The sequence below is a fragment of the Ensifer sp. ENS03 genome, from assembly GCF_014852035.1.
Lineage (GTDB): Bacteria > Pseudomonadota > Alphaproteobacteria > Rhizobiales > Rhizobiaceae > Ensifer > Ensifer adhaerens.
The window spans coordinates 468,685-489,593 of the sequence record NZ_JACVAV010000002.1 but is presented as its reverse complement, the minus strand read 5'-3'; the positions used below and the strand labels follow the sequence as shown (position 1 = coordinate 489,593).

The following is a 20,909-nucleotide window of genomic DNA, read 5'->3' as shown; positions in this document are numbered from 1 at the left end:
CGTCCAAACCTCATAGGTGCAGCGAAATGAACCAAGCATGCGATGCCACATCCGCCGTGGCCACGGGCGAACGCGCCCCGTTCCGGCGCATCTTCATCACCGGTGGCAGCGGCTATGTCGGCCGCAACCTCATCCGCCATTTCGTCACGACGGGCGCTTCTGTTGTCGCTCTGGCGCGCAGCCAGAAGGCGGCCGACCGCGTCCGCCAACTCGGTGCGACGGCCTTTATGGGCGACCTGCTCAGTCCAGACATCGCCGCGGGAATGGCGGGCTGCGACGCGCTTGTCCATGCGGCGGCCGATACCGATCATGGACCAGGCACGCCGCAGCAGCGCCGGGTGAACGAGGATGGCACGCGGATCGTCATGGAGGCGGCCCGCGCCGCCGGTATCCGCAAGGCGATCCATATCAGCACCGAATCCGTGCTTGCCGATGGGCACCCGCTGGTGCAGGTGGACGAGACGGCGCCGTTTCCGCGCCGCCCGGCCGGCAGCTATTCGCGCAGCAAGGCGGCGGCCGAGCGTGTAGCACTTGCGGCCAGCAGTCCGGCTTTCCCGGTCGTTGCCCTTCGGCCGCGCTTCGTCTGGGGGCGTGACGATACCACGGCGTTGCCGGCACTGGTCGAGGCTGCCCGCTCCGGCAAGCTCGCCTGGATCGCGGGAGGCACCTATCTGACCTCGACCACGCATATCGCCAACCTGTGCCAGGCCGTGGCGCTTGCGCTTGCAAACGGGCGGGGCGGGGAGGCCTATTTCATCACCGATGGCGATGCCGTGCCGTTCAGGACGTTCGTCTCGCAGCTTCTGGAAACGCAAGGGATCGTCCCGCCGGAAAAATCCGTTCCCCGCGCCGTCGTCAGAGCCGTTGCCTGGGGCGGCGATGTGCTCGCTGCCCTCTCCAGGGGGAGGATCAGCGTTCCGCTGACATCACAGGCCTATGCGACGTCGGCCGTCGAGATCTCGCTTGATATCGGCAAGGCAAAGCTGGCGCTGGGCTATGTTCCTGTCATCTCGCGGGAGCAGGGGCTGTACGAGCTTCGGACCGTCAGCACCGGTAGTCCTCCAGTTGCGGCGCCGTGTCCGGCTTGCCTGCCTTGATCCAGTCCACCTTGCCGCGCAGGAACGAGAGAGCCGCGTCCAGCGCGGCCTTCCGCTCTTCTAGTCGCGCGATCTGCGTTTGCAGGATCTCGACCGTTCGTGCGGGCGAATTTTCGCCGGCGCGATAGGCGTCATTGAGGGCCTGAATCTCCCGCAGCGAGTAACCCAGCGTCTGTTGCAGCCGGATCATCCGCGCGGCGGTAACGTCTTCCTGGCTGAACAGCTGATAGGGATTAGAGCCGCCCTTGGCGCTGCGCTCCGGCTTCAGCAGCCCCTTGGAAATGTAAAAGCGGATCGTATCGACCGGCAGTTCCGTGGCCTTCGCAAATTCCGAAATCAGCATGCAGCAAACCCTTGACCATAGAGTATGGTCAATACTTATAAGAGCTGCTTGTCTGGAATTGGAGACCCATGATGACAAGCAAGGAAAAGATTCTACACCGCGTCCAACTCGGCTCGGATGGCCCGCCGATCGGAGCCCAGGGCCTCGGCTGCATGGGCATGAGCGAGTTCTACGGCACGACGGACGAGGCCGAATCTCGCGCCACTCTGGAACGGGCGCTCGAACTCGGCGTCACCCTGTTCGACACGGCGGACATGTACGGTATCGGCGCCAACGAGGCCTTTCTTGCGTCCTTCGTCAGGACGCATCGTGAAGCGGTCCTGATCGCCACCAAGTTCGGCTATGCGCGCACGCCGCAAAGCCCAGAGGACTGGAGCATAGACAACCGGCCCGAGTTCCTTCGTGCTGCCGCTGACCGCTCGCTGAAGCGCCTGGGTGTCGATGTCATCGACCTGTATTACATGCATCGCCGCACCGATGCCGTACCACTCGAAGAATCCATTGGCGCGATGGCCGATTTGGTCGCGGCCGGAAAGGTCCGTTGGCTCGGCCTCTCGGCGGTGTCCGCGGCGGAGCTGCGGGCCGCGCATGCCATCCATCCGATTGCAGCGCTGCAGTCGGAATGGTCTGTTTTCACGCGTGAGATCGAGGAAGATGTCGTTCCCGCTGCATTCGAACTCGGCGTGACGCTCGTGCCTTACTCCCCGCTCGGACGTGGCATGCTGACCGGCCAGGCCTTTGCCCAATCCCTGACGGAGGGAGATGCACGCAGGAATTTCCCGCGCTTTGCATCGCAGCACCACCAGGCGAACATGCAGGTGGTGGCAAAGGTCGAGGAAGCCGCGCGTGGCCTCGGCATTACCTCGGCCCAGCTGGCACTAGCCTGGCTGCACACGCAGGGCCGCAAGTTGAATGCGAAGGTGGTGCCAATCCCCGGAACACGCAGGCGCAGCCGCCTTGAGGAGAACGTCGCGGCGGCGTCCATCATCCTCCCCGATGATGTAACGGCCATGCTCGATCCGCTCGCCGGGGCTGTGCAAGGAGCCGCCGTCTAAGGGTGCGACCGCCGTGCGCGACGGGCGTGCGGCGGCCGGTTCTTGTGTTGGGTGGGGAGGAGGGACGCTCGCCGGCCGCCGACGGCTAGCTTGTGCCAGATGTTTGCACTGCCTCTGCGCTCTGCCGCTCGCGCTCCTCGATCTCGGCGATCAGCCAGTTGAGAAAGGCCTTTGTTACCGGCTTGGTGCGCAGGAGGTCTTCCTGGCAGACGAACTGGTAGGTTTCGGGCGGCTCGTAGAAATGGTCGTGGGCGAGGCGGATCTGGCCGGATTTGAGTTCGTGTTCGACCATGGTGCGGTCGATCAACGCCACGCCCTGGCCTTCTCTCACCGCTTCGAGAATGATGTGCTGGTCGTCGAAGATCAGGTCCTGGCGGCTGCGCGGAAGGGCGAGGCCGGAGGAGGCGATCCAGCTTTGCCACTCCTGAAGGCCGCGATAGTGCAGCCGGTTGCCGGAAAGCAGTGCCTGCCTGTCGCCCTGCCAGAGGTCGCGGCCGCAGACGGGAACCAGGCGCTCGCGCAAGAGCTTGCGGGTGAAGCGTCCGGGTGGGGGCTGCAGGCAATAGGCGATGGTGACGTCGGCCGGGCCGGTGCCGGCGGTGATCGTTTCGAGGTGGGAGAGGTGGATCTGCACGCCGGGATTGGCGGCGAGAAACTCGGAGATGCGGGGCGCGATCACTTTCATCGAAAAGAACGGGCCGACCCGGACGCGCAGGATCTTGTCGCTCGTGCGTGGGCGGATGTGCTGGACCACGCCTTCGAGATCGTCGAAGGCGCGCTGGCAGGAGGCGTAGAGCAACCCGCCCTCCGGCGTCAGTTCGACACCGTGCTGTTTTCTGACGAAGACCCGAAGGCCGAGATTGAGTTCCAGATTCCGGATCTGGTGGCTGATCGCACCCTGGCCGATGCAGAGCTCGTCGGCGGCGGCCGTCAGGCTGCCGTTGCGCGCGGCCGCCTCGAAGGCGCGCAAGGATTTGAGGCTCGGCAGGTCACGCATCCGTTGCTCCGGGTCTGGATCGGTTGCAGCCTACATGAATTTTTTCGATAGCTGGAATGATTTCTTTCACATTGCGAAGGCTGGAGACCTCCCGCATTGTCGAAGCATAATAAAGCAAAACGAAAACTGAAATCGGCCGAAAATCCAGATAGTTTCAAGCAAGTTGCTCCTTTGGTCAGGCCAATGGTCACGCTTGCGACCGGAACTTCGTGGGTGGCCGACAGGAAGGACAGAGGGAACGAGATGAAAAAGAAGTTCATGACCGCATCGGTCATCGCCGCGCTGTTTGCGACCGGCACCGCCAATGCCGAGACGCTGGCGATCGGCACCGAGGGCGATTACGCGCCGTTCAACTATGTGACCGCAGCCGGCGAAATCAAAGGCTTCGACTACGATATCGGCCAGGCGGTCTGCGCCGAAATCAAGGTAGACTGTGTCTGGAGCACCAATGAGTGGGCGGGCATCATCCCGGCCCTGCAGGCCAAGAAGTTCGACGTGATGATCGCCTCGATGGCGATCAACCCGGACCGCAAGACGCAGGTCGACTTCACAACCCCTTACTATTTCAACGCCATGCGCTTCGTCGCCCGCAAGGATCTCGGCCTCAAGGACATCTCGCCCGAGGCGCTGAAGGGCAAGGTGATCGGCACGCAGTCCGGCTCGGTCGCGGTCGAGGCGCTGCAGGAGTTTTTTCCCGATAGCGAAGTGAAGCTCTATCCGACGATGAGCGAAGTGTTTCTCGACATGGAAAACGGCCGGCTGGACCTGATCCTCGAAGGGCAGATGGCCTTTACCGAGTGGCTGGCCAAGGAAGAAAGCGGCTGCTGCGCCTTTGTCGGCGAGAGCTTCGTGCTCGACACGGCCGAGGGCAACGCCATGGCGGTACGCAAGGGCGACGAGGCGCTGCTCTCCAAACTCAATGCCGGCCTCAAGACGATCATGGAAAACGGCACCTACGACAAGATCCGCAAGCAGTATTTCGATTTCGACATCATGGCAAAGCCGAAGACCACGAGCGAGTATTTCCGCTGAGGTTTGTGGCTCTACCCCTCATCCGGCCTGCCGGCCACTGTCTCCCCGCCTGCGGGGAGACGGTTAGGGTGAGGGGCAACTCCTCGAAAGATGCGTGAGGGCGTCTCTTCTAAAGGTGCCGAGAGGGGCCGCCGCGGATCCAAGGTTCAACTCCAACCATCCAGAATTCGCCTGTCGCGCCCTGCGTTCAACGCATCACGCGGCAGGAGAACAGGCGCGGCGTCGGGGTTTCGCGTTTTCCCCGGCGCCCGTCTTCTCGATTTTTCCAGTCAGCAAAATGAAAGTGCATAGGATGAGCTTCCGGGTCGCCGTTCTCGAATTCAACCAGGAAACCAACACGTTTTCGAAGCTCAAGACCGGGTTCAGGGACTTCGAGGCCTGCCACTATTTCGTTGGCGCCGAGATAGAAACCCATTGCCGCGGCACCAATTCGGAGATCGGCGGCTTCATCGATTGTTGCGACACGTACGGCTGGCAGCCGGTCTATACCGTGGCGGCGCGGGCCGAACCCGGCGGCAGGATCGAGGAGGCGATGCGGCAGCGCTTCGTCGCGGATCTCCACAGCGCGCTCGACGGCGAAAGGCTCGACGGCGTGTTTATCGTCTTCCATGGGGCTATGTGCACGGAAACGGCTGACGATGCACAGATCCAGCTTCTGGAGGTGGTGCGTGGCATCGTCGGTTCGGAACTTCCCATCGCCGCGACCTTCGACCTGCACGCCAATTCGGCGCCCGAAATGGCCGGCCTGCTCGATATTGCCGTCTCGTTCCGCACCTATCCGCATGTGGACATGGCCGAATGCGCCCACAAGGCGGGCGCGCTGCTCGAGCGCGCCATGCGCGGCGAAATCCGGCCGGCGCTCGCCATCCGCCAGCCGCCGATGCTGAACGGCTGCAACGACGGGCGCACGACCCATGCCTGCGCCATGACCGAGCTGCTCGAAATTGCCGACGGGATCGCGGCGCGCGACGGCATGCTGGCGACCTCGATCAATGCCGGCTTCTACGATGCCGATATCTTCAATACCGGCCCATCGGCGGTTATCTGCTACGACCGCAACCGGGTGGCGGCCGAAGACGCGGAAGCCGAGGCCGAGCGTCTCTGCCGCGAGATCTGGGACCGGCGCGAGCACCAGGATGTGCAGCTGCCGCTCGACGCGCTGCCCGGCATCGTCGCGGCGCATCTTGCGAAAGATGGGGCCGGGCCGTTGGTCATTGCCGACTTCTCCGACAATCCCGGCTGCGGCGCCTATAGCGATTCCACCTGCGTGCTCGCCAGGCTGCTCGATACCGGCGTCCGAAACGCGGCTTTCGGCGCGCTCTGCGATCCGGAAGTCGTGGCCGAGTTGATCGCCGCCGGCATCGGTGCGACACGCGAGGTTACGCTCGGCTGCAAGATCGACCCTGAAGTCGGCGGCGGGCCGATCACGATCAAGGGCAGGGTGGAGGCGATTTCGGACGGCAGGATCGTCTTCGAGGGGCCGATGTTTCAAGGGCTGCCGGCGACGATGGGGCCGAGCGTGCGCTTTCATGTCGAAGGCATAGACATCCTCATTTGCAGCGAACGCCAGCAGATGCTCGATCGCAACCTCTTCCGCGCCGTCGGCATCGAGCCGTCCGACTATCAGATCGTCGTCGTCAAATCGCAGCAGCACTTCCGCGCCGCCTTCGGTCCGATCGCGTCCGAGATCGTCGAGATCGACGGCACGGGCCTCAGCAGTGCCAATATCGGCGCGCGCAAATTCCAGCGGGTGCGGCGGCCGGTCTATCCGCTGGATCACGGCGAACTCGGCTGAGGCGGGCTGCCGTTCGCGGGCCAAGGTTCATGCCTGCGCCCTCTAAAGGGGCAGCCGTATGGCGCGGTAACCGTTACGTACTTCCGCAGTGCCCGGCTTTGGGTCTAGCGTCCCCGTCGTGAAGGGGAGCGCAACTTCATGAGTTTTATCGATCTCTTCGCCTGGATCGTGCTGATCGTGCTCGTGGTGAGCACGGTCGCCGTGCTGATCTTTCTCGCCATGCTGCCGGGGTCGATCGCGAAAAGGCGCAATCATCCCTGGAGCGAGGCGGTCAATGTGGCGGGCTGGGTGACGCTGTTCCTCGGCTTCGCGCTGTGGCCGATCGCGCTCATCTGGGCCTATGTCGACGTGCCGCGCCCGAGCGGCGCGCATCCGGCGGCGACCCCTGCGGGCGAGGTTCATCCGAGCGAGGCGGGCCAGTCATGATCGTCTTTCTCTTCAATGTCTATCTGGCGATCCTCTTCTGCCTGGTGAAATTCAGGATCGTGCCTTTCAACCTGTTCTGGAAGATTTCGCCGGCGATCGTGTTCCTGTTACTCCTCGTCGGCCTGTTCATTCCGATGAACTGGGGGGCGCCGCAGGGCAAGGCGCTGGTGGTGCGCAATTCGGTGGCGATCGTGCCCGATGTCGCCGGCGAGGTCACGGAGGTGCCGGTCGCCTCCAACAGCCCCCTGAAAGCCGGCGACGTGCTCTTCCGCATCGACCCCGTGCCCTACCAGGCGAAGGTAGACGCGTTGCAGGCGCAGCTTTCGCTGCAGGAGCTGCGGCTTGCGCAGATGACGAAGCTGCAGTCGCGCGATGCCGCAACCGAATTCGACGTGCAGCAACGCCAGGCGGACGTCGACAATCTGAGAGCCCAGATCAGCAATGCCGAGTGGGAACTCGGCAAGACGACGGTGCGGGCGCCTGCCGATGGCTACGTGACCAACCTTGCGCTGCGCAAGGGCGCGCGCGTGACGACGCTGCCGCTGTCGCCGGCCATGGCCTTTATCGACACCTCCGAGACGATCATCGGGGTCGAGATCAACCAGATCGATGCGCGCTATATAGAGCCCGGCCAGATGGTGGAGGCGACCTTCAAGTTTGCGCCCGGCGAGACCTATACCGGTGAGGTCGAGGGCGTGCTGCAGGCGATCGCCTCCGGGCAAGCCCGGGTGTCCGGCACGGCGGTGACCCCGGAGGCAGTCTCCGCCGCGCCCTTCATCGTGCGGGTGAAACTCGACGACCAGGCTTTCGCCGCACGGCTGCCGGCCGGCGCCACGGGGGACGCGGCCATCTTCACCGACCGGGTGAAGGTGGCGCATGTGATCCGCCGGGTGCTTTTGCGCCAGATCGCGATCACCAACTACGTCAATCCGTTCTGATCGGCTGCGCGGCGGGGTGCCACCGGCTGCCCCGCCCGCTGGAAGACGGGCGAGGATAGGACGGTTTCTCGCAATTCCGGACGGAAAACCGCTGCGCACTTGTCCTGGAATTGCTTGGCCAAATGTCGCAAGTCCTAGCGGAAAACCGTTTCACACTTTTCCTGGGATTGCTTGGCCAAACGACGCAATTCCGGACGAAAAACCGCTGCGCACTTTTCCTGGAATTGCTTAGCCGGCAATCGGTAGCGGCGCCTCCGGGTTGACGAGACCGGCTGCCCTCAAGTCCCGCCAGAAGTCGGCCGGCACGGCCTCGTTCAGGGCGGCGCGGTCTTCGGCGATGCGGCTCGGCTGGCTGGCGCCGGGGATGACGGCGGCAACCGCGGGGTTGGCGAGCGAGAACTGCAGGCCGGCCGCCTTCATCGAGATGCCGTGACGGTCGGCGATCGCCTTGATACGCGCGACCTTGTCGAGAATTGCCGGCGTGGCCGGGGCATACTCGAAGTTCGGGCCACCGACGAGCGCGCCGGAGCTATAGGGGCCGCCGACGACGATGCCGAGGCCGCGCTTGGTGACCTCGGGCATGACGCGCTGGAGCGCGCGGTCATGGTCAAGCAGGGTATAGCGGCCGGCAAGCAGGAAGCCATCGGGACGCGGACCCTCGAGCGCGAGCAGCAATTCGATCGGCTCCACCCGGTTGACGCCGAGCCCCCAGGCCTTGATCACGCCTTCGTCGCGCAGCCGGTCGAGCGCCCTGAAGGCGCCCTTGCGCGCCGTCTCGAAAACGTCGAGCCATTCGTCGCCGTAGAAATCCTGGGCAACGTCGTGAACGAAGGCGATCTCGATCCGGTCGGTCTTCAGGCGCTTGAGGCTGTCCTCGATCGACCGCAGGGTGGCGTCATGGGAGTAGTCGTTGACGATCTTGTTGGGGCGGCCATAGCGGAAGACGTCGCCCTTTTCCCCAAGGTCGCGGGCGCTGACGTCCTCTATCTCGTCGAGGATGACCCGGCCGACCTTGGTGCTGATGACGTATTCGTCACGCGGGCGACCGCCGAGCGCTTCGCCCATGCGGATCTCGGCAAGGCCGGCGCCGTAGAACGGGGCGTTGTCGAAATAGCGGATGCCGTCGTTCCAGGCGGCCTCGACGGTGGCAAGCGCTTCCTTTTCGGGGATTTCGCGGAACATGTTGCCGAGCGGGGCTGCGCCGAAACCGAGCTTACCGGGCAGAATATCCTTGAGTGTCATGTGTCCTGTCCTTTGCTGATCGATGGGGCAGGTGATGCGGTGCATCGCCGTTGTTTGGAAAAATAGGTCAGGGAGCGGAGTCCCGGTAGCGGGGTACGCTTCGCAGGATATGGGAAACGAATTCACAGATGCGATGTTCGGAGCCGGATAACTGGTGAAGTGTTCCGGGGAAGCCATCGGGCAGACCGTCTGCGACGGATCGGATGGAGAACACCGGTCGTAAACTTCTCGCGTCTCGGGTCTGGTTTGCGTATATTAGACTAGCCTAAATCGGTGGAGATTCAACGATCTGCAATAGGGGTGTTCGCCATGACCATTGGCCAGAGCATGCTTGCGGGTGCAGCCTTCTTCGCGCTTGGTTTTACGTCCGCATGGGCACAGCAGGTTTCAGGGACGCTCGGCGCCCCGGGAGCGACGACAACAATTACGGGTAAGCAGCTTCCGTCACCAAGTCCGGCTTTTGGCGGTGTAATCAAGGAAAAGGCCTCGGAATCGACGCCCTGGTGGGCTCCGCGGGTCGTGCCGCCGAAAGGCGCGCCCAATGTGCTGCTGATCATGACGGACGATCAGGGCTTCGGTGCGCCCAGCACCTTTGGCGGCGTCATTCCGACACCGGCCATGGACCGCATCGCCAAGGAGGGGTTGCGCTTCACGAACTTCCACTCGACATCGCTCTGCTCGCCGTCTCGTGCGGCGCTGATCACCGGGCGCAATCACCATTCGGTTGGCTACGGGGTCGTCGGGGAGATTGCGACCGGATATCCGGGCTACGATTCGATCATCCCGATCGAGAAAGGCACTGTTGGCACGATCCTCAAGGAAAATGGCTACGCCACCGCGTGGTTCGGCAAGAACCACAACACGCCGTCCTATCAATCGAGCCAGGCGGGCCCCTTCAACCAGTGGCCGACGGGCATGGGCTTCGATTATTTCTATGGCTTCGTCGGCGGCGATGCGAGCCAGTGGCAGCCGAACCTGTTCCGCGACACCACGGCCATCTATCCGTTTGAAGGCAATCCCAAGTGGAACCTGGAAACGGCCATGGCCGACGAGGCGATCCAGCACATCAGGCAGTTGAGCGAGATCGCCCCGGGCAAGCCCTGGCTCGTCTACTACGTGCCCGGTGCCACCCATGCACCACACCACCCGACGCCCGAATGGATCAAGAAGATCAGCGACATGCACCTCTTCGACGAGGGCTGGAACAAGGTGCGCGAGACGATCTTCGCCAATCAGAAGCGGCTCGGCATCATGCCTGAGAACGCGAAGCTCACGCCGTGGCCGGAGGGGTTGCCGCAATGGGATTCCCTCAGTTTGGAGGCGAAGAAACTGTTCATCAGGCAGGCCGATGTGTACGCCGCCTACCTTGCCTATGCCGACAACGAGATCGGGCGCGTCATCCAGGCGGTGGAAGATATCGGCGAGCTCGACAACACCCTGATCATCTACATCGGCGGCGACAACGGCGCGAGCGCCGAGGGCATGCTCAACGGCACGCCGAATGAGTTCACCACATTCAACGGCGTCGACGTTCCGGTGAAGGACCAGTTTCTCTGGTATCCGTTCTGGGGTTCGGAGCGGACATTCCCGCATTTCGCAGCCGGCTGGGCCTGGGCGATGGGGACACCGTTCAAGTGGGTCAAGCAGGTGCCATCGCACTTCGGCGGGACGGCGCAGGGCATGGTCATGTCGTGGCCCGGCCATATCAACGACGCTGGCGGTGTCCGCGCGCAGTTTCACCACTTCATCGACATCGTGCCGACGATCCTGGAGGCGACAGGCATCCCGCAACCGGAGACGATCAACGGCATCAAACAGGAGCCGATCGAAGGCGTCAGCATGGCCTACACATGGGACAAGGCGAATGCCGCTGCGCCGACCGAACACAAGACCCAGTACTTCGAGATGCTGGGAAACCGCGCGATCTACCACGACGGATGGGTCGCCGCGACGACGCCCGCGACATTGCCGTGGGAACTCAGCACCAAGACGCCGCCCGACGTGATCACCGGCTACAACTGGGAACTCTACAACGTCGATGAAGACCCGACGCAATTCACCGATCTTGCCGCCAAAATGCCTGACAAACTCAAGGAATTGCAGGACCTCTTCTATGCCGAGGCGAAGAAGTACAACGTGCTGCCGCTCGACAATTCGACGCTCGCACGCTGGAATGCCCCGCGGCCGAACCTGACGGCCGGCCGTACGGAATTCACCTATCGCGGCGAACTGAGTGGTGTGCCGGCCAGCGCTGCGCCGAGCACCTTGAACAAGTCCTATACGATTACGGCCGATGTCGAGATACCCGACGGCGGTGCGCAAGGCATGATCGTCACCGAGGGTGGCCGCTTTGGCGGTTACGGCCTCTTCCTCAGCCAGGGCGACTTCGGTGTCGGCAGTGGGAAGGTCGTGTTCCTCTACAATCTCCTCGACCTCAAGCGCACCCTGTGGGAAGGACCGGAACTCGAACCCGGCAAACACAGGATCGTCTTCGACTTCAAGTCGGATGGAAAGGGACTTGGCGCCGGGGGCACCGGCGTTCTGTCGGTGGACGGCAAGGAGGTCGCCAGGAACAGCATCGATCATGGCATCCCGGTCACTTTCCCCGAGGATGAGACCTTCGACGTCGGTCTCGACACGCGCACCGGCGTCGCCCTTTTGGAACACCGCTACGACACGCCCTTCCGCTTTACGGGCAAGATCGACAAACTGACTTTCGAATTGAAGCCAAACGCAACGCCCTAGAGCGCCGTGCGTTCACGTGAACGCACATGGGACGCTCTGGCGACCTTGCATCGCAAGGCCCGGACACAAACGACTGGCAGAGGTGCGTTCCGATGATACGCGTGCTTGATCTCGCCGCCTTCGGGGAGATGGCAACAGGGCTCGCACTGGTGGTGGCGCCTTCGCTCGTGGGGCAGGTGCTGCTTGGCGAGCTACTCACCGGGCCGGCGGTCCCGACGGCCCGGGTGGCGGGAATTGCCCTGATCGCCCTCGGCGTTGCCTGCTGGAAGAACTCACGCCTCATCGGCATGCTGATCTACAGTGCGGCCGTCACGCTCTATCTGGCCTGGTTCGGACTGACGGATGGCTCCAGCGGCGTCCTTCTGTGGCCTGCGATCGCAGTTCATGCGGTGCTGTCGGTCTTGCTCTGGCGCGGTCGTCACACGCCCGGCGCCGGCTAGAGTCCCGGTCGATTTTGTCTCGATCTCTGTCGGCAAACGCAGCATTCGTGCGTCTTCAGGATGTGCACACGGAGGACCAAGCCGCATGAAGCTCTATTTCAGCCGCAACCCCAATCCGCGCCTGGCGGTCGCCACGGCCCGATTTCTGAAGGCAGAGGTCGCGTTCGAATATGCCGAGCCGCTGGCGCCGGGGCAGGCGGACCGCTATCGGCCGCTCAATCCCAACCTGCTTTTGCCGATCCTGGAGCGTCCCGGCCGGGCGCTGTGGGAGGCGGATGCGATCGCCTGCTTTCTCTCGCGCCAGGTCGGCTCCAACCTCTGGCGAAGGAATGACGACGAGCCGGAGATGGTCCGCTGGATCAGCTGGGGCAAGGAGAACTTCGTGAAGGCCTGTGACATGGTGCATTGGGAGCGCGGCACCAAGCTGCGCTACGGCATCGGCACTTGTGACGAGGCCATGGTGGAGGAGGGGATGAAGGCGTTCCACAAGGCGGCCCGGCTGCTCGATGCCGAACTCTCCGGTCACGCTTGGCTGGTCGGCGAGGCGGTCTCCTACGCCGATTTTCGCATGGCAACATTCCTGCCCTACAATGATGTGGCAAGGCTGCCGCTCGCGGACTATCCGGCACTTGCGCGCTGGGCCGGGCAGCTCGAGGCGATCGACGCCTGGCGCGATCCGTTCCGCGGGCTTGATGCGCCCGCGTTGCCTCCGATATCAGGCTGAGCGGCGGCCTTTGCCTGCCGTCGAGCGGCGGCGACGGCCGGTGGTTGTCGCCGCGCATTCGCAGGTTGCGTGATTGTTCTCGCCTTCCATTTTCTCCTCTGCTAATACAGTCGCGCTAGCATGCGAACAGCCTCTTCTTGCTCAGAAGGAATTCGTCCGATGCGTTTCACAGTCGCAATCGCAGCAGCAGCATTGATGTCCCTTCCGACAGCAACCCTTGCCAAATCGCCGGCCGATATCGCCGATCTCGTCGGCGCACGCGCGCCTGGCGCCGAGAGCGAGATGCAGTCCAGGGGCTATGTCGACGTCGGCGGCAACAATACCTGGTGGAATGCCGGCACCAAGACCTGCGTCCGGGTGCATGTCTCCCAGGGACACTACTCGGCGATCTCGCAGATCAAGCCCTCGGCTTGCGGCCAAGGGAGCGGCAAGAGCACGCCATGCCCGCCGGATCTGTCGCAGGCCGATCTCTACAAGCATCCGGGCTGCAGCCTCTAGGGGCAGTCGCGTCCAACTGGTGCTGGGCTGGAACTTTCGCAGTGAAGGCAACGGTAACACGGGCGGTGCCGGCGGCCGCCTCGGCTTCATTGTGCCCTTCGATCGGCGGGGAAAGCGGTACGAGAGCGCCGCGACCATTGCGCAATGCGATGATCTCTGCTCTCCTTTGAATGGCCTATCGGTGGAGCAGATTGCCCCTGGCGATCGGATTTTGCGGTTGAAAGCGTCGGAAACCGCTAAAAAAAGACCGATTGCGGCAGATATTCCCGCCCCAACCATTCCCGCCCAAAACCCGAAAGGTGTTTCGCCTTTTTTAGGAAAGCGAGATTTGCCTACCTTCAGTACCCTTTTGGTTGTCCCGCTGGAGACGGGACATATCGCGAAGGTATGGAGGAGATACCCTTGGCAAGCATTTCAGAGGACACTACGCATACCCAGAATCCGGCGCAAAATCCGGAAGACGAACGGCTGAGCATCGGCGCGAACCTCGCCTATGGCCTGCAGCACGTCTTGACCATGTATGGCGGCATCGTCGCCGTTCCGCTGATCCTTGGCCAGGCGGCGGGCTTGAATTCCGGCGATGTCGGCCTGCTCGTCACCGCCTCGCTTTTCGCCGGTGGCCTCGCCACCATCTTGCAGACGATCGGCGTGCCATTCTTCGGCAGCCGCCTGCCGCTGGTGCAGGGCGTCTCGTTCTCGGGTGTCGCCACGATGATCGCCATTTCCGGCAATGGCGGCATTCCGGCGATCCTTGGTGCGGTCATCGCGGCTTCATTGATCGGCCTTCTGATCACGCCGGTGTTTTCGCGCATCACCCGCTTCTTCCCGCCGCTCGTCACCGGCATCGTCATTACCACCATCGGCCTGACGCTGATGCCGGTTGCGGCATTCTGGGCGATGGGCGGCAACAAGGCGGCGCCGGACTTCGGCAGCACCGCCAATATCCAGCTTGCGGCGGTCACGCTCATCATCGTGCTGCTCTTGAGCAAACTCGGCAACGCTTCGATCTCCAGGCTTTCGATCCTGCTGTCGATCGTTATCGGTACCGGCATTGCCTATGTCGCCGGCATGACCGATTTCTCGCAAGTTGCAAACGGCCCGGTCTTCGCATTGCCGAGGATCTTCCATTTCGGCTATCCGACCTTCGAACTTGCGGCTGTTATCTCGATGCTGATCGTCATCATGGTGACGCTGGTCGAGACCTCGGCCGACATTCTCGCCGTCGGTGAGATCGTCGAAACCAAGGTGGATTCGCGCCGGCTTGGTGACGGCCTTCGTGCCGACATGCTGTCGAGCATTCTCGCGCCGGTCGTCGGCTCCTTCACCCAGAGCGCCTTTGCCCAGAATGTCGGCCTCGTGGCGGTGACGGGCGTGAAGAGCCGTTACGTGGTGGCAACGGGCGGCCTGTTCCTGGTAACGCTCGGCCTCTTGCCGATCATGGGTCGCGTCGTCGCCTCGGTGCCGACCTCGGTGCTTGGTGGCGCCGGCATCGTGCTCTTCGGCACGGTTGCGGCAAGCGGCATCCGCACGCTGTCCAAGGTCGAGTACAACAACAACATGAACCTGGTGATCGTCGCGACCTCGATCGGCTTCGGCATGATCCCGATTGCGGCCCCCGGCTTCTACGAGCATTTCCCGGCCTGGGTCGCCACGATCTTCCATTCGGGCATCTCGTCGGCGGCCGTCATGGCGATCCTGCTCAACCTCCTGTTCAATCACTTCACCGCAGGCAATTCCGACCAGCAGTCGGTCTTCGTGGCTGCAACCGAACGCACGATCCGCTACCAGGACATCGCAAGGCTGCACGACGGCGACTACTTCCTCAACGGCAAGCTCTACGATGCCAAGGGCACCGAGGTGCCGCTGATTGCGGCGGAGGCGCACTGAACCGGCAAGCTCCCTGAAATGATGCAATCCCAGACTGCTTTCCCTGGGGTTGCTTTGAATTACGCAATCCCGGAGGGAAAACCGCATCGCACTTTTCCTGGGATTGTTTTGAGACACGCAACTCCGGACGAAACACCGCTTCGCACTTTTTCTGGAGTTGCTTGTGAAACCCGCCATTCCGGGCAGGAAACCGCTTCCTGTTTTTCCTGGCGTTGATTGAAAAACCCAACAAAAGGACATTGGGAATGACACGTGAGACCGACAATTACGCGCTGCTCGATGCGCTGCTTCACACGATGGAGAAGGGCATCATTCCGGCAACGGAAGCGGGCGTTGCCGCCGGCAACAAGATCTTCGGCGCGGCGCTGATGCGCAAATCCGATCTTTCGACCGTGCTTGTCGAAACCAACAACGAGACGGAAAACCCGCTCTGGCACGGCGAAGTGCACACGCTGAAGCGGTTCTACGAGATCGAAGGCGAGAAGCGGCCGGACAGCCGCGACCTCATCTTCCTCTCGACGCATGAGCCGTGCTCGATGTGCCTTTCGGCGATCACCTGGGCGGGTTTCGACAATTTCTTCTACTTCTTCAGCCACGAGGATTCCCGCGACAGTTTCTCCATTCCGCATGACCTGAAGATCCTGAAGGAGGTCTTCACGCTGGAGCCGGGCGGCTACAACCGCACCAATGCCTTCTGGAAGGGCCAGTCGATCCACGCGCTGATCGACGCTCTGCCCGAGCCGCAACGCCAGGAACTCAAGGCCCGCGCCGAGGCGATCCGGGCGAAATACGACGATCTCTCCTCCGTCTATCAGGACAGCAAGGACGGCAACGCCATTCCGCTGAACTGACGCTCGAAAAGCCGTCACCTGTACCGGGCCATTTCATTCTCTCATCAGAGATTGAAATGGCCTATTTCTTTGAAAGAATATGCATTCCTCCTCGCCAGGGCAGGTGCTAGGGTCGCCTCCATACAGTCGCGTTTCGGGGGAATTGCGTGAACTGGTCCAGGCCTCTCAGGGTGCATCTCAGCGTGCTCGTCGTGGCGCTGCTCATCTTAACGGCGACGCCGATCATCTGGATGGCGTTCAGCCAGGGGCGGCAGGCGGCGATCCTTGCCGGCGAAAAGCACATGCGCGAGATGAGCCTGAGGCTGATCGAGGGCTACAGGAATGCGCTCGAGGGCGGCCACGAGGCGGTCGCGCTTGCGTCCACCGTGCCGCAGCTGGCCGTCGCGCCGCCGGGCGACCTGCAGCCGAAGGAGCAGTTCTTCCTGGAGGTGCTCAGAAGCGTTTCCAACGCGACGAGCGTCTACGCCGGCTATCCTGATGGATCCTACCTGCAGGTGATCAACACGGGGCGAGACTATGTTCGCCAAAGTCTGGCGGCACCGGCAGGCACCGCCTTTGCCGTTCGGTTGCTTGCGCATGCCAAGGACGCGGGCACCGTCTCGACCCTTCGGTTCCTCGACGCTGCGGCGCAGACGATCGGGGAGCGTCCGTTCGAGCGCACCAATTTCGACCCGCGGCAGAGCCCCTGGTATCAGACGGCGTTGCGAGCCGGCGGTCCGGTTTCCGTCGGGCCCTATGTCACGGGAACGCTGAAGGTTCCGACGCTGGCGCTCGCCGTTCCGCTGAAGGGCAAGGAGGGGATCGTGGTCGGCACCAACATCCACCTTCAGACCATCAGCCGCCTTCTCGATGCGCGCGAGATCTCATCGCGGGCCCGGTCCTATGTCATCGGCAACGACAACAACCTCGTCGCCCATTCCGATCCCGCGGTCATGAGCACAATCCTCGGCGCCTGGTCGGGTGGTGGCGGCGCCGGCATGCGCAGCCTGGATCCCAGCCTCGACGTCGTCGCCGGGCTGCGCAAGGATCCCGCCTATGCGGGCGGTGGTCTTGCCGAAGCCGATTTTGCCGGCGAGCGCTATCTGGTCCAGATGGCACCCGTCAGCGTATCCGGCCTCTTCAAGGGCAGCTCGGTCGCGATCGTCGTGCCGCTGCAGGATCTGGTGGTGCAGGCAAACCGGCTCCTGGTGCGCAACCTCATGATTGCCGCAGCCGTGCTGGTGGCCGGCGTGGTCGGCTCGCTCATGCTGTCACGCGTGATCAGCCGCAAGCTCTATCACCTCGCCGACGAGGCGCGGCGGATCGGTGACCTGAACTTTGCCGGCACGGACGCCCCGCATTCCTGGATCACCGAGATCAATACGCTTGGCGGCGCGCTTTCCGCCAGCCGGCGCGCTATCGTCCAGTTTGCGCTCTATGTTCCGCGCGAGGTGGTGCGCCGGATCATCGATCCTGAGGGCGGAGCGGCGGTCCGGGGCAGGCGGCAGGAGGTGACGGCGCTTTTCACCGACGTGCGCGACTTCACCACCATCTCCGAACAGCATTCGCCGGAGGAAGTCGTCGATATTCTCTCGGCCTATTTCGAGATGCTGAACACGGTGGCCGAGCAGTACCACGGGACCGTGATCCAGTATCTCGGCGACAGCATCTTCGTCATCTGGAACGCGCCGGTTGCCGATCCGCAGCACATCGAGAATGGCTGTCATTGCGCGCTGGCGATGAAGGCGGCGGTCGATCGCCTGAACGAGACCAACCGCAAAGGCGGCCGGCCGGAGCTGTTCACGCGCTTTGGCGTGCATACGGGGCCGGCGGTCGTCGGCAGCTTCGGCGCGATCGCGCGGCAGCAATACACGGCCATGGGCGACACGATCAACGTCGCCTCGCGGCTCGAAGGGCTGAACAAGGAGTTCAACACGTCGATCCTGGTGAGCGGGGCGGTGCAGTCTGCGGTTGCCGAGCTCTTCGACTTCCGCGCGATGGGGATGGTGCACGTGAAGGGGCGCTCGGGAGGCATCGACCTCTGGGAGCTGGTGAGCGCGAACGCCCGTTAGTCCTTGCCGCCGCGACGACCACCGCCCAACGGGGCGGATCAGCGCTCCGCCAGCAGGCCGGTGGCCATGGCGCGGAAGGCCTCGATCGCCTTCGGCAAGACCGCTTTCGGCTCGTCGCTGGCGGCGACCCAGAGGGCAGCGTTGAGGGCGGCACCGCTCAAGAGCCGCGCGGCCGCTTCCGGATCGACCGGCTTCAGCACGCCCTTGTCCAGCAGTTGCTCTACCGATCGCTTCGTCGCCAGCAGGCAACTGTTCTGGCTCGGCCATTTCGAGGGGTCGCCGAGCACGGCCGGGCCATCGAGCAGAACGATGCGCTGGACTTCGGGATCGAGCGCCATCTCGATATAGGCGGCCCCTTCGGCAAGCATCGCCTGCCAGTGGTCACCGGCTGCCGCATCTGCGCCGATCTGCTTGGCGCGGGCGGCCATCTCGCCGTCGATCTGGGTTACGACCGCGGCCAGGAGCCCGCGCTTGTCGCCGAAATTGTGGTAGAGCGCGCCGCGCGTCAGCCCGACATCGGCGGTCAACTCATCCATCGAGGCCGCCGCATAGCCCTTTTCGGCAAAGGCCTTTCGGCCGGCCGAAATCAGCTTCGCGCGGTTTTCCTCCATCGTTTCCTGGCGGCTTCTGGCCATCATTGACCTCAAATTCAGATACGGCGCGTATATGGATTTGACATACGCGTCGTATTTCGCTATTTCAGATACGTTCCGTATATCAAATGAAGCGGGTTTTGTGAAGTTCTGCCTGAAACGGCAGCGCGCGCCCGTTTGCGCGCCCTCAATTTACGAGAAGGATCAGACCGATGACCAAACGCAACGCAATCTTTCCGGCAAATCGTCATGCGCTCTACGAGGCGCACGGCTACTCCGCGGCCATCCGGTCGCAGGACCTGCTGTTCGTCTCGGGGCAGGTGGGGAGCCGTGAGGATGGCACCCCGGAGCCGGATTTCGAACGCCAGGTCGAACGCGCCTTCGACAATCTCGAAGCGACGCTCGCGGCAGCCGGCTGCAGCTTCGACGACATCGTCGATGTGACGACCTTCCACACCGATCCCGAACACCAGTTCGAGACGATCATGGCCGTCAAGAACCGGATCTTCAGCGAAAAGCCCTATCCCAACTGGACCGCCATCGGCGTCAACTGGCTCGCCGGTTTCGATTTCGAGATCAAGGTGATCGCGCGGATTCCGGCTGGCCAACTGGCCGCGTAGATCATTGGGAACGTGGCAACCCGGGTTCTAGTGCAAATGCACCAGCTTGTCCGGGTTGCGCACGACGTAGATCGCCACGACCTTGCCGTTCTCGATCTCCAGCGCAGTCGTCTGCAGTTCGCCATCGGCCTCCCGGGTGACAAAGCCGGGCAGGCCGTTGATGAAGCCGGCGCGCACGAGCGTCGAGCCGTGCTTGGCAAAGAGGGCGGCCAGTTGCGCGTGCACCTTCATCACAGCGTCGAAGCCGAGGATCGGCTGCAGGGCGGCCGGGCGCTTGCCGCCGCCGTCGGAATGTACGCTGACATCGGCTGCGAGCATGGAGCCGAGCGTTTTCATATCGCCGTGGCGGGAGGCGGCAAAGAAGGCGTTGGCGAGTTCCAGGCCGCGCTGCTGCTCGATCTGGAAGCGGGGGCGTTCCTCGCGCACATGGGTGCGGGCCCGGGCCGCAAGCTGGCGGCAGGCGGCGGCGTCGCGGTCGATCGTTGCCGCTACCTCATCGAAGCTCTGGCCGAAGACGTCGTGCAGCAGGAAGGCGGCGCGCTCCAGCGGCGAGAGCCGTTCGAGTGCCAGCATCAGGGGCAGGGTGACGTCGTCCTCCGGCTCCTCCTCGACGACCGGATCGGGAAGCCAGGGGCCGACATAGGTCTCGCGCTTCAGCCGCGCGGATCTCAACTGGTCGAGGCAGAGCCGCGTGACGGTGCGACGCAGAAACGCCTCCGGCTCGCGCACGGATGTGCGGTCGGCCCCCATCCAGCGGATGAAGGCCTCCTGCACCATGTCCTCCGCATCGGCGACCGAGCCGAGCATGCGGTAGGCGACGCGGACGAGCTTCGGACGCAACGGGTCGAAAACCGCCGCTGCGTCCTCATGGGCGCTTTCCGCCATCAGGCGGCAGCCTGCGCGGCGGCCTTGGCGGCTGCCGGATCGACCCAGAGGCCGAAGCCGACGGCCAGACGGTTCCAGCCGTTGATGACGTTGATCATCAGCGTGAGCTTCACCTGTTCCTCCTCGGTGAAATGGTACTTCAGCGCCTGATAGGCCGCTTCATGGCCGTGGCCTTCCGAAAGCCGCGTCAGCGATTCTGTCCAGCCTAGCGCGGCGCGCTCGCGATCGGAATAGCAGGGCGCTTCGCGCCAGGCGGAAAGCAGGTAGATGCGCTGTTCCGTCTCGCCCTTTTCGCGGGCTTCCTGGGTGTGCATGTTGATGCAGTTGGCGCAGCCGTTGATCTGCGAGGCGCGGATTTTCACGAGTTCGATAATAGTGGCGTCAAAGCTCGCGGCAACGGCCATCGAGACACTGGTCCAGCTCTTCATCAGTTGCGGGGCAGCGGCGAAAAGGTCGATCTTGGCAGTCATGGTTCCGTTTCCTTTCGTTGGTTCCGATACCATGACGAGCGAGCGACGGCCGGTGTGACATGGCCGCGAATTTTTTTTGAAAACTCCAGTGTGGATTGTTTTGTGCGGAGCCGGCGCATGCCGCGCCGCACTAACCCGTTTGGATGACTATGCCGCATTCGGCCGATATGTGAGTGTAGCCTGGGGGATCCTTTATTGCAGGTGGTGGTGCCGAGTGCTT

Annotated in this window: 20 protein-coding genes; 14 read left to right on the top strand and 6 right to left on the bottom strand. The window is 63.2% G+C overall.

Translation table 11 applies throughout. From position 1 onward, the window contains the following. The first annotated feature begins 26 nt into the window (after nucleotides 1–26). On the top strand, nucleotides 27–1,097 hold the full coding sequence (locus IB263_RS09065; RefSeq protein ID WP_192438342.1) for an NAD(P)-dependent oxidoreductase: 1,071 nt from the start codon (nucleotides 27–29) through the stop codon (nucleotides 1,095–1,097). Here IB263_RS09065 and IB263_RS09060 read toward each other — a convergent pair. Beyond that, nucleotides 1,045–1,440 carry a MerR family transcriptional regulator gene (locus IB263_RS09060; RefSeq protein ID WP_060528767.1) on the bottom strand — a complete coding sequence of 132 codons (396 nt, stop codon included), beginning with the start codon at nucleotides 1,438–1,440 and terminating at the stop codon, nucleotides 1,045–1,047. The two genes, IB263_RS09065 and IB263_RS09060, sit on opposite strands and share 53 nt — an antisense overlap. 71 nt (nucleotides 1,441–1,511) lie before the next feature. Between IB263_RS09060 and IB263_RS09055 the strand changes: the two genes are divergently transcribed. Further along, nucleotides 1,512–2,495 carry an aldo/keto reductase gene (locus IB263_RS09055; RefSeq protein WP_192438340.1) on the top strand — a complete coding sequence of 328 codons (984 nt, stop codon included), beginning with the start codon at nucleotides 1,512–1,514 and terminating at the stop codon, nucleotides 2,493–2,495. An 85-nt stretch (nucleotides 2,496–2,580) separates the two neighbouring features. Here the strand turns inward: IB263_RS09055 and IB263_RS09050 are convergent, their stop codons facing one another. Beyond that, nucleotides 2,581–3,492 (bottom strand): LysR substrate-binding domain-containing protein, encoded by a 912-nt coding sequence (locus tag IB263_RS09050; RefSeq protein WP_051659269.1) that lies wholly within the window; start codon nucleotides 3,490–3,492, stop codon nucleotides 2,581–2,583. A 243-nt stretch (nucleotides 3,493–3,735) separates the two neighbouring features. On the opposite strand from IB263_RS09050, the gene IB263_RS09045 reads away from it, so the two are divergent. The 4 genes from IB263_RS09045 (at nucleotide 3,736) to IB263_RS09030 (ending at nucleotide 7,683) form a co-directional block, all read left to right on the top strand. Further along, the gene (locus IB263_RS09045; RefSeq protein WP_226020703.1) at nucleotides 3,736–4,524 is read left to right on the top strand and encodes a transporter substrate-binding domain-containing protein; all 789 of its coding nucleotides are present in this window, start codon (nucleotides 3,736–3,738) and stop codon (nucleotides 4,522–4,524) included. Nucleotides 4,525–4,816: 292 nt separating this feature from the next. After that, nucleotides 4,817–6,319: a M81 family metallopeptidase gene (locus IB263_RS09040; protein WP_113189648.1), complete on the top strand. Its 1,503-nt coding sequence runs from the start codon at nucleotides 4,817–4,819 to the stop codon at nucleotides 6,317–6,319. A 138-nt stretch (nucleotides 6,320–6,457) separates the two neighbouring features. After that, the gene (locus IB263_RS09035) at nucleotides 6,458–6,745 is read left to right on the top strand and encodes a DUF3302 domain-containing protein (protein ID WP_060583259.1); all 288 of its coding nucleotides are present in this window, start codon (nucleotides 6,458–6,460) and stop codon (nucleotides 6,743–6,745) included. Further along, nucleotides 6,742–7,683: an HlyD family secretion protein gene (locus IB263_RS09030; protein WP_089043567.1), complete on the top strand. Its 942-nt coding sequence runs from the start codon at nucleotides 6,742–6,744 to the stop codon at nucleotides 7,681–7,683. Before IB263_RS09035 ends, IB263_RS09030 begins: the two co-directional genes overlap by 4 nt. A 228-nt stretch (nucleotides 7,684–7,911) precedes the next feature. Here IB263_RS09030 and IB263_RS09025 read toward each other — a convergent pair whose 3' ends face one another. Then, a complete protein-coding gene (locus IB263_RS09025; protein WP_089043569.1) occupies nucleotides 7,912–8,925 on the bottom strand; it encodes an aldo/keto reductase in 1,014 nt (337 codons plus the stop codon). A 309-nt stretch (nucleotides 8,926–9,234) separates the two neighbouring features. Between IB263_RS09025 and IB263_RS09020 the strand changes: the two genes are divergently transcribed. The 7 genes from IB263_RS09020 to IB263_RS08990 all read left to right on the top strand — a co-directional run bounded on the left by IB263_RS09020 (nucleotide 9,235) and on the right by IB263_RS08990 (nucleotide 18,121). Continuing rightward, nucleotides 9,235–11,670 carry an arylsulfatase gene (locus IB263_RS09020; protein ID WP_192438337.1) on the top strand — a complete coding sequence of 812 codons (2,436 nt, stop codon included), beginning with the start codon at nucleotides 9,235–9,237 and terminating at the stop codon, nucleotides 11,668–11,670. Between the two features lie 92 nt (nucleotides 11,671–11,762). Further along, nucleotides 11,763–12,110 (top strand): hypothetical protein, encoded by a 348-nt coding sequence (locus tag IB263_RS09015; protein ID WP_192438335.1) that lies wholly within the window; start codon nucleotides 11,763–11,765, stop codon nucleotides 12,108–12,110. Between the two features lie 85 nt (nucleotides 12,111–12,195). Further along, nucleotides 12,196–12,834: a glutathione S-transferase family protein gene (locus IB263_RS09010; protein WP_192438332.1), complete on the top strand. Its 639-nt coding sequence runs from the start codon at nucleotides 12,196–12,198 to the stop codon at nucleotides 12,832–12,834. 159 nt (nucleotides 12,835–12,993) lie between these two features. Then, nucleotides 12,994–13,332, top strand: coding sequence for a hypothetical protein (locus IB263_RS09005; RefSeq protein ID WP_060516099.1), 339 nt, complete (start codon nucleotides 12,994–12,996; stop codon nucleotides 13,330–13,332). Between the two features lie 387 nt (nucleotides 13,333–13,719). Then, a complete protein-coding gene (locus IB263_RS09000; RefSeq protein WP_371273165.1) occupies nucleotides 13,720–15,219 on the top strand; it encodes a nucleobase:cation symporter-2 family protein in 1,500 nt (499 codons plus the stop codon). A gap of 245 nt (nucleotides 15,220–15,464) precedes the next feature. Further along, on the top strand, nucleotides 15,465–16,070 hold the full coding sequence (locus IB263_RS08995; protein WP_034793244.1) for a deaminase: 606 nt from the start codon (nucleotides 15,465–15,467) through the stop codon (nucleotides 16,068–16,070). Between the two features lie 146 nt (nucleotides 16,071–16,216). Continuing rightward, entirely contained in the window at nucleotides 16,217–18,121 is a 1,905-nt protein-coding gene (locus IB263_RS08990; RefSeq protein ID WP_192438330.1) for an adenylate/guanylate cyclase domain-containing protein, read from the top strand. A 38-nt stretch (nucleotides 18,122–18,159) separates the two neighbouring features. On the opposite strand, the gene IB263_RS08985 is transcribed toward IB263_RS08990, so the two are convergent. Next, a complete protein-coding gene (locus tag IB263_RS08985) occupies nucleotides 18,160–18,756 on the bottom strand; it encodes a TetR/AcrR family transcriptional regulator (RefSeq protein ID WP_060516192.1) in 597 nt (198 codons plus the stop codon). Between the two features lie 170 nt (nucleotides 18,757–18,926). Between IB263_RS08985 and IB263_RS08980 the strand changes: the two genes are divergently transcribed. Further along, nucleotides 18,927–19,334, top strand: a complete 408-nt coding sequence (locus IB263_RS08980) for a RidA family protein (RefSeq protein ID WP_034793253.1) — start codon at nucleotides 18,927–18,929, stop codon at nucleotides 19,332–19,334. Between the two features lie 27 nt (nucleotides 19,335–19,361). Here IB263_RS08980 and IB263_RS08975 read toward each other — a convergent pair whose 3' ends face one another. Next, a complete protein-coding gene (locus IB263_RS08975) occupies nucleotides 19,362–20,219 on the bottom strand; it encodes a sigma-70 family RNA polymerase sigma factor (protein WP_192438327.1) in 858 nt (285 codons plus the stop codon). Then, nucleotides 20,219–20,689, bottom strand: a complete 471-nt coding sequence (locus tag IB263_RS08970) for a carboxymuconolactone decarboxylase family protein (protein WP_192438325.1) — start codon at nucleotides 20,687–20,689, stop codon at nucleotides 20,219–20,221. The genes IB263_RS08975 and IB263_RS08970 overlap by 1 nt, the downstream gene beginning before the upstream one ends. Nucleotides 20,690–20,909 lie beyond the last annotated feature (220 nt).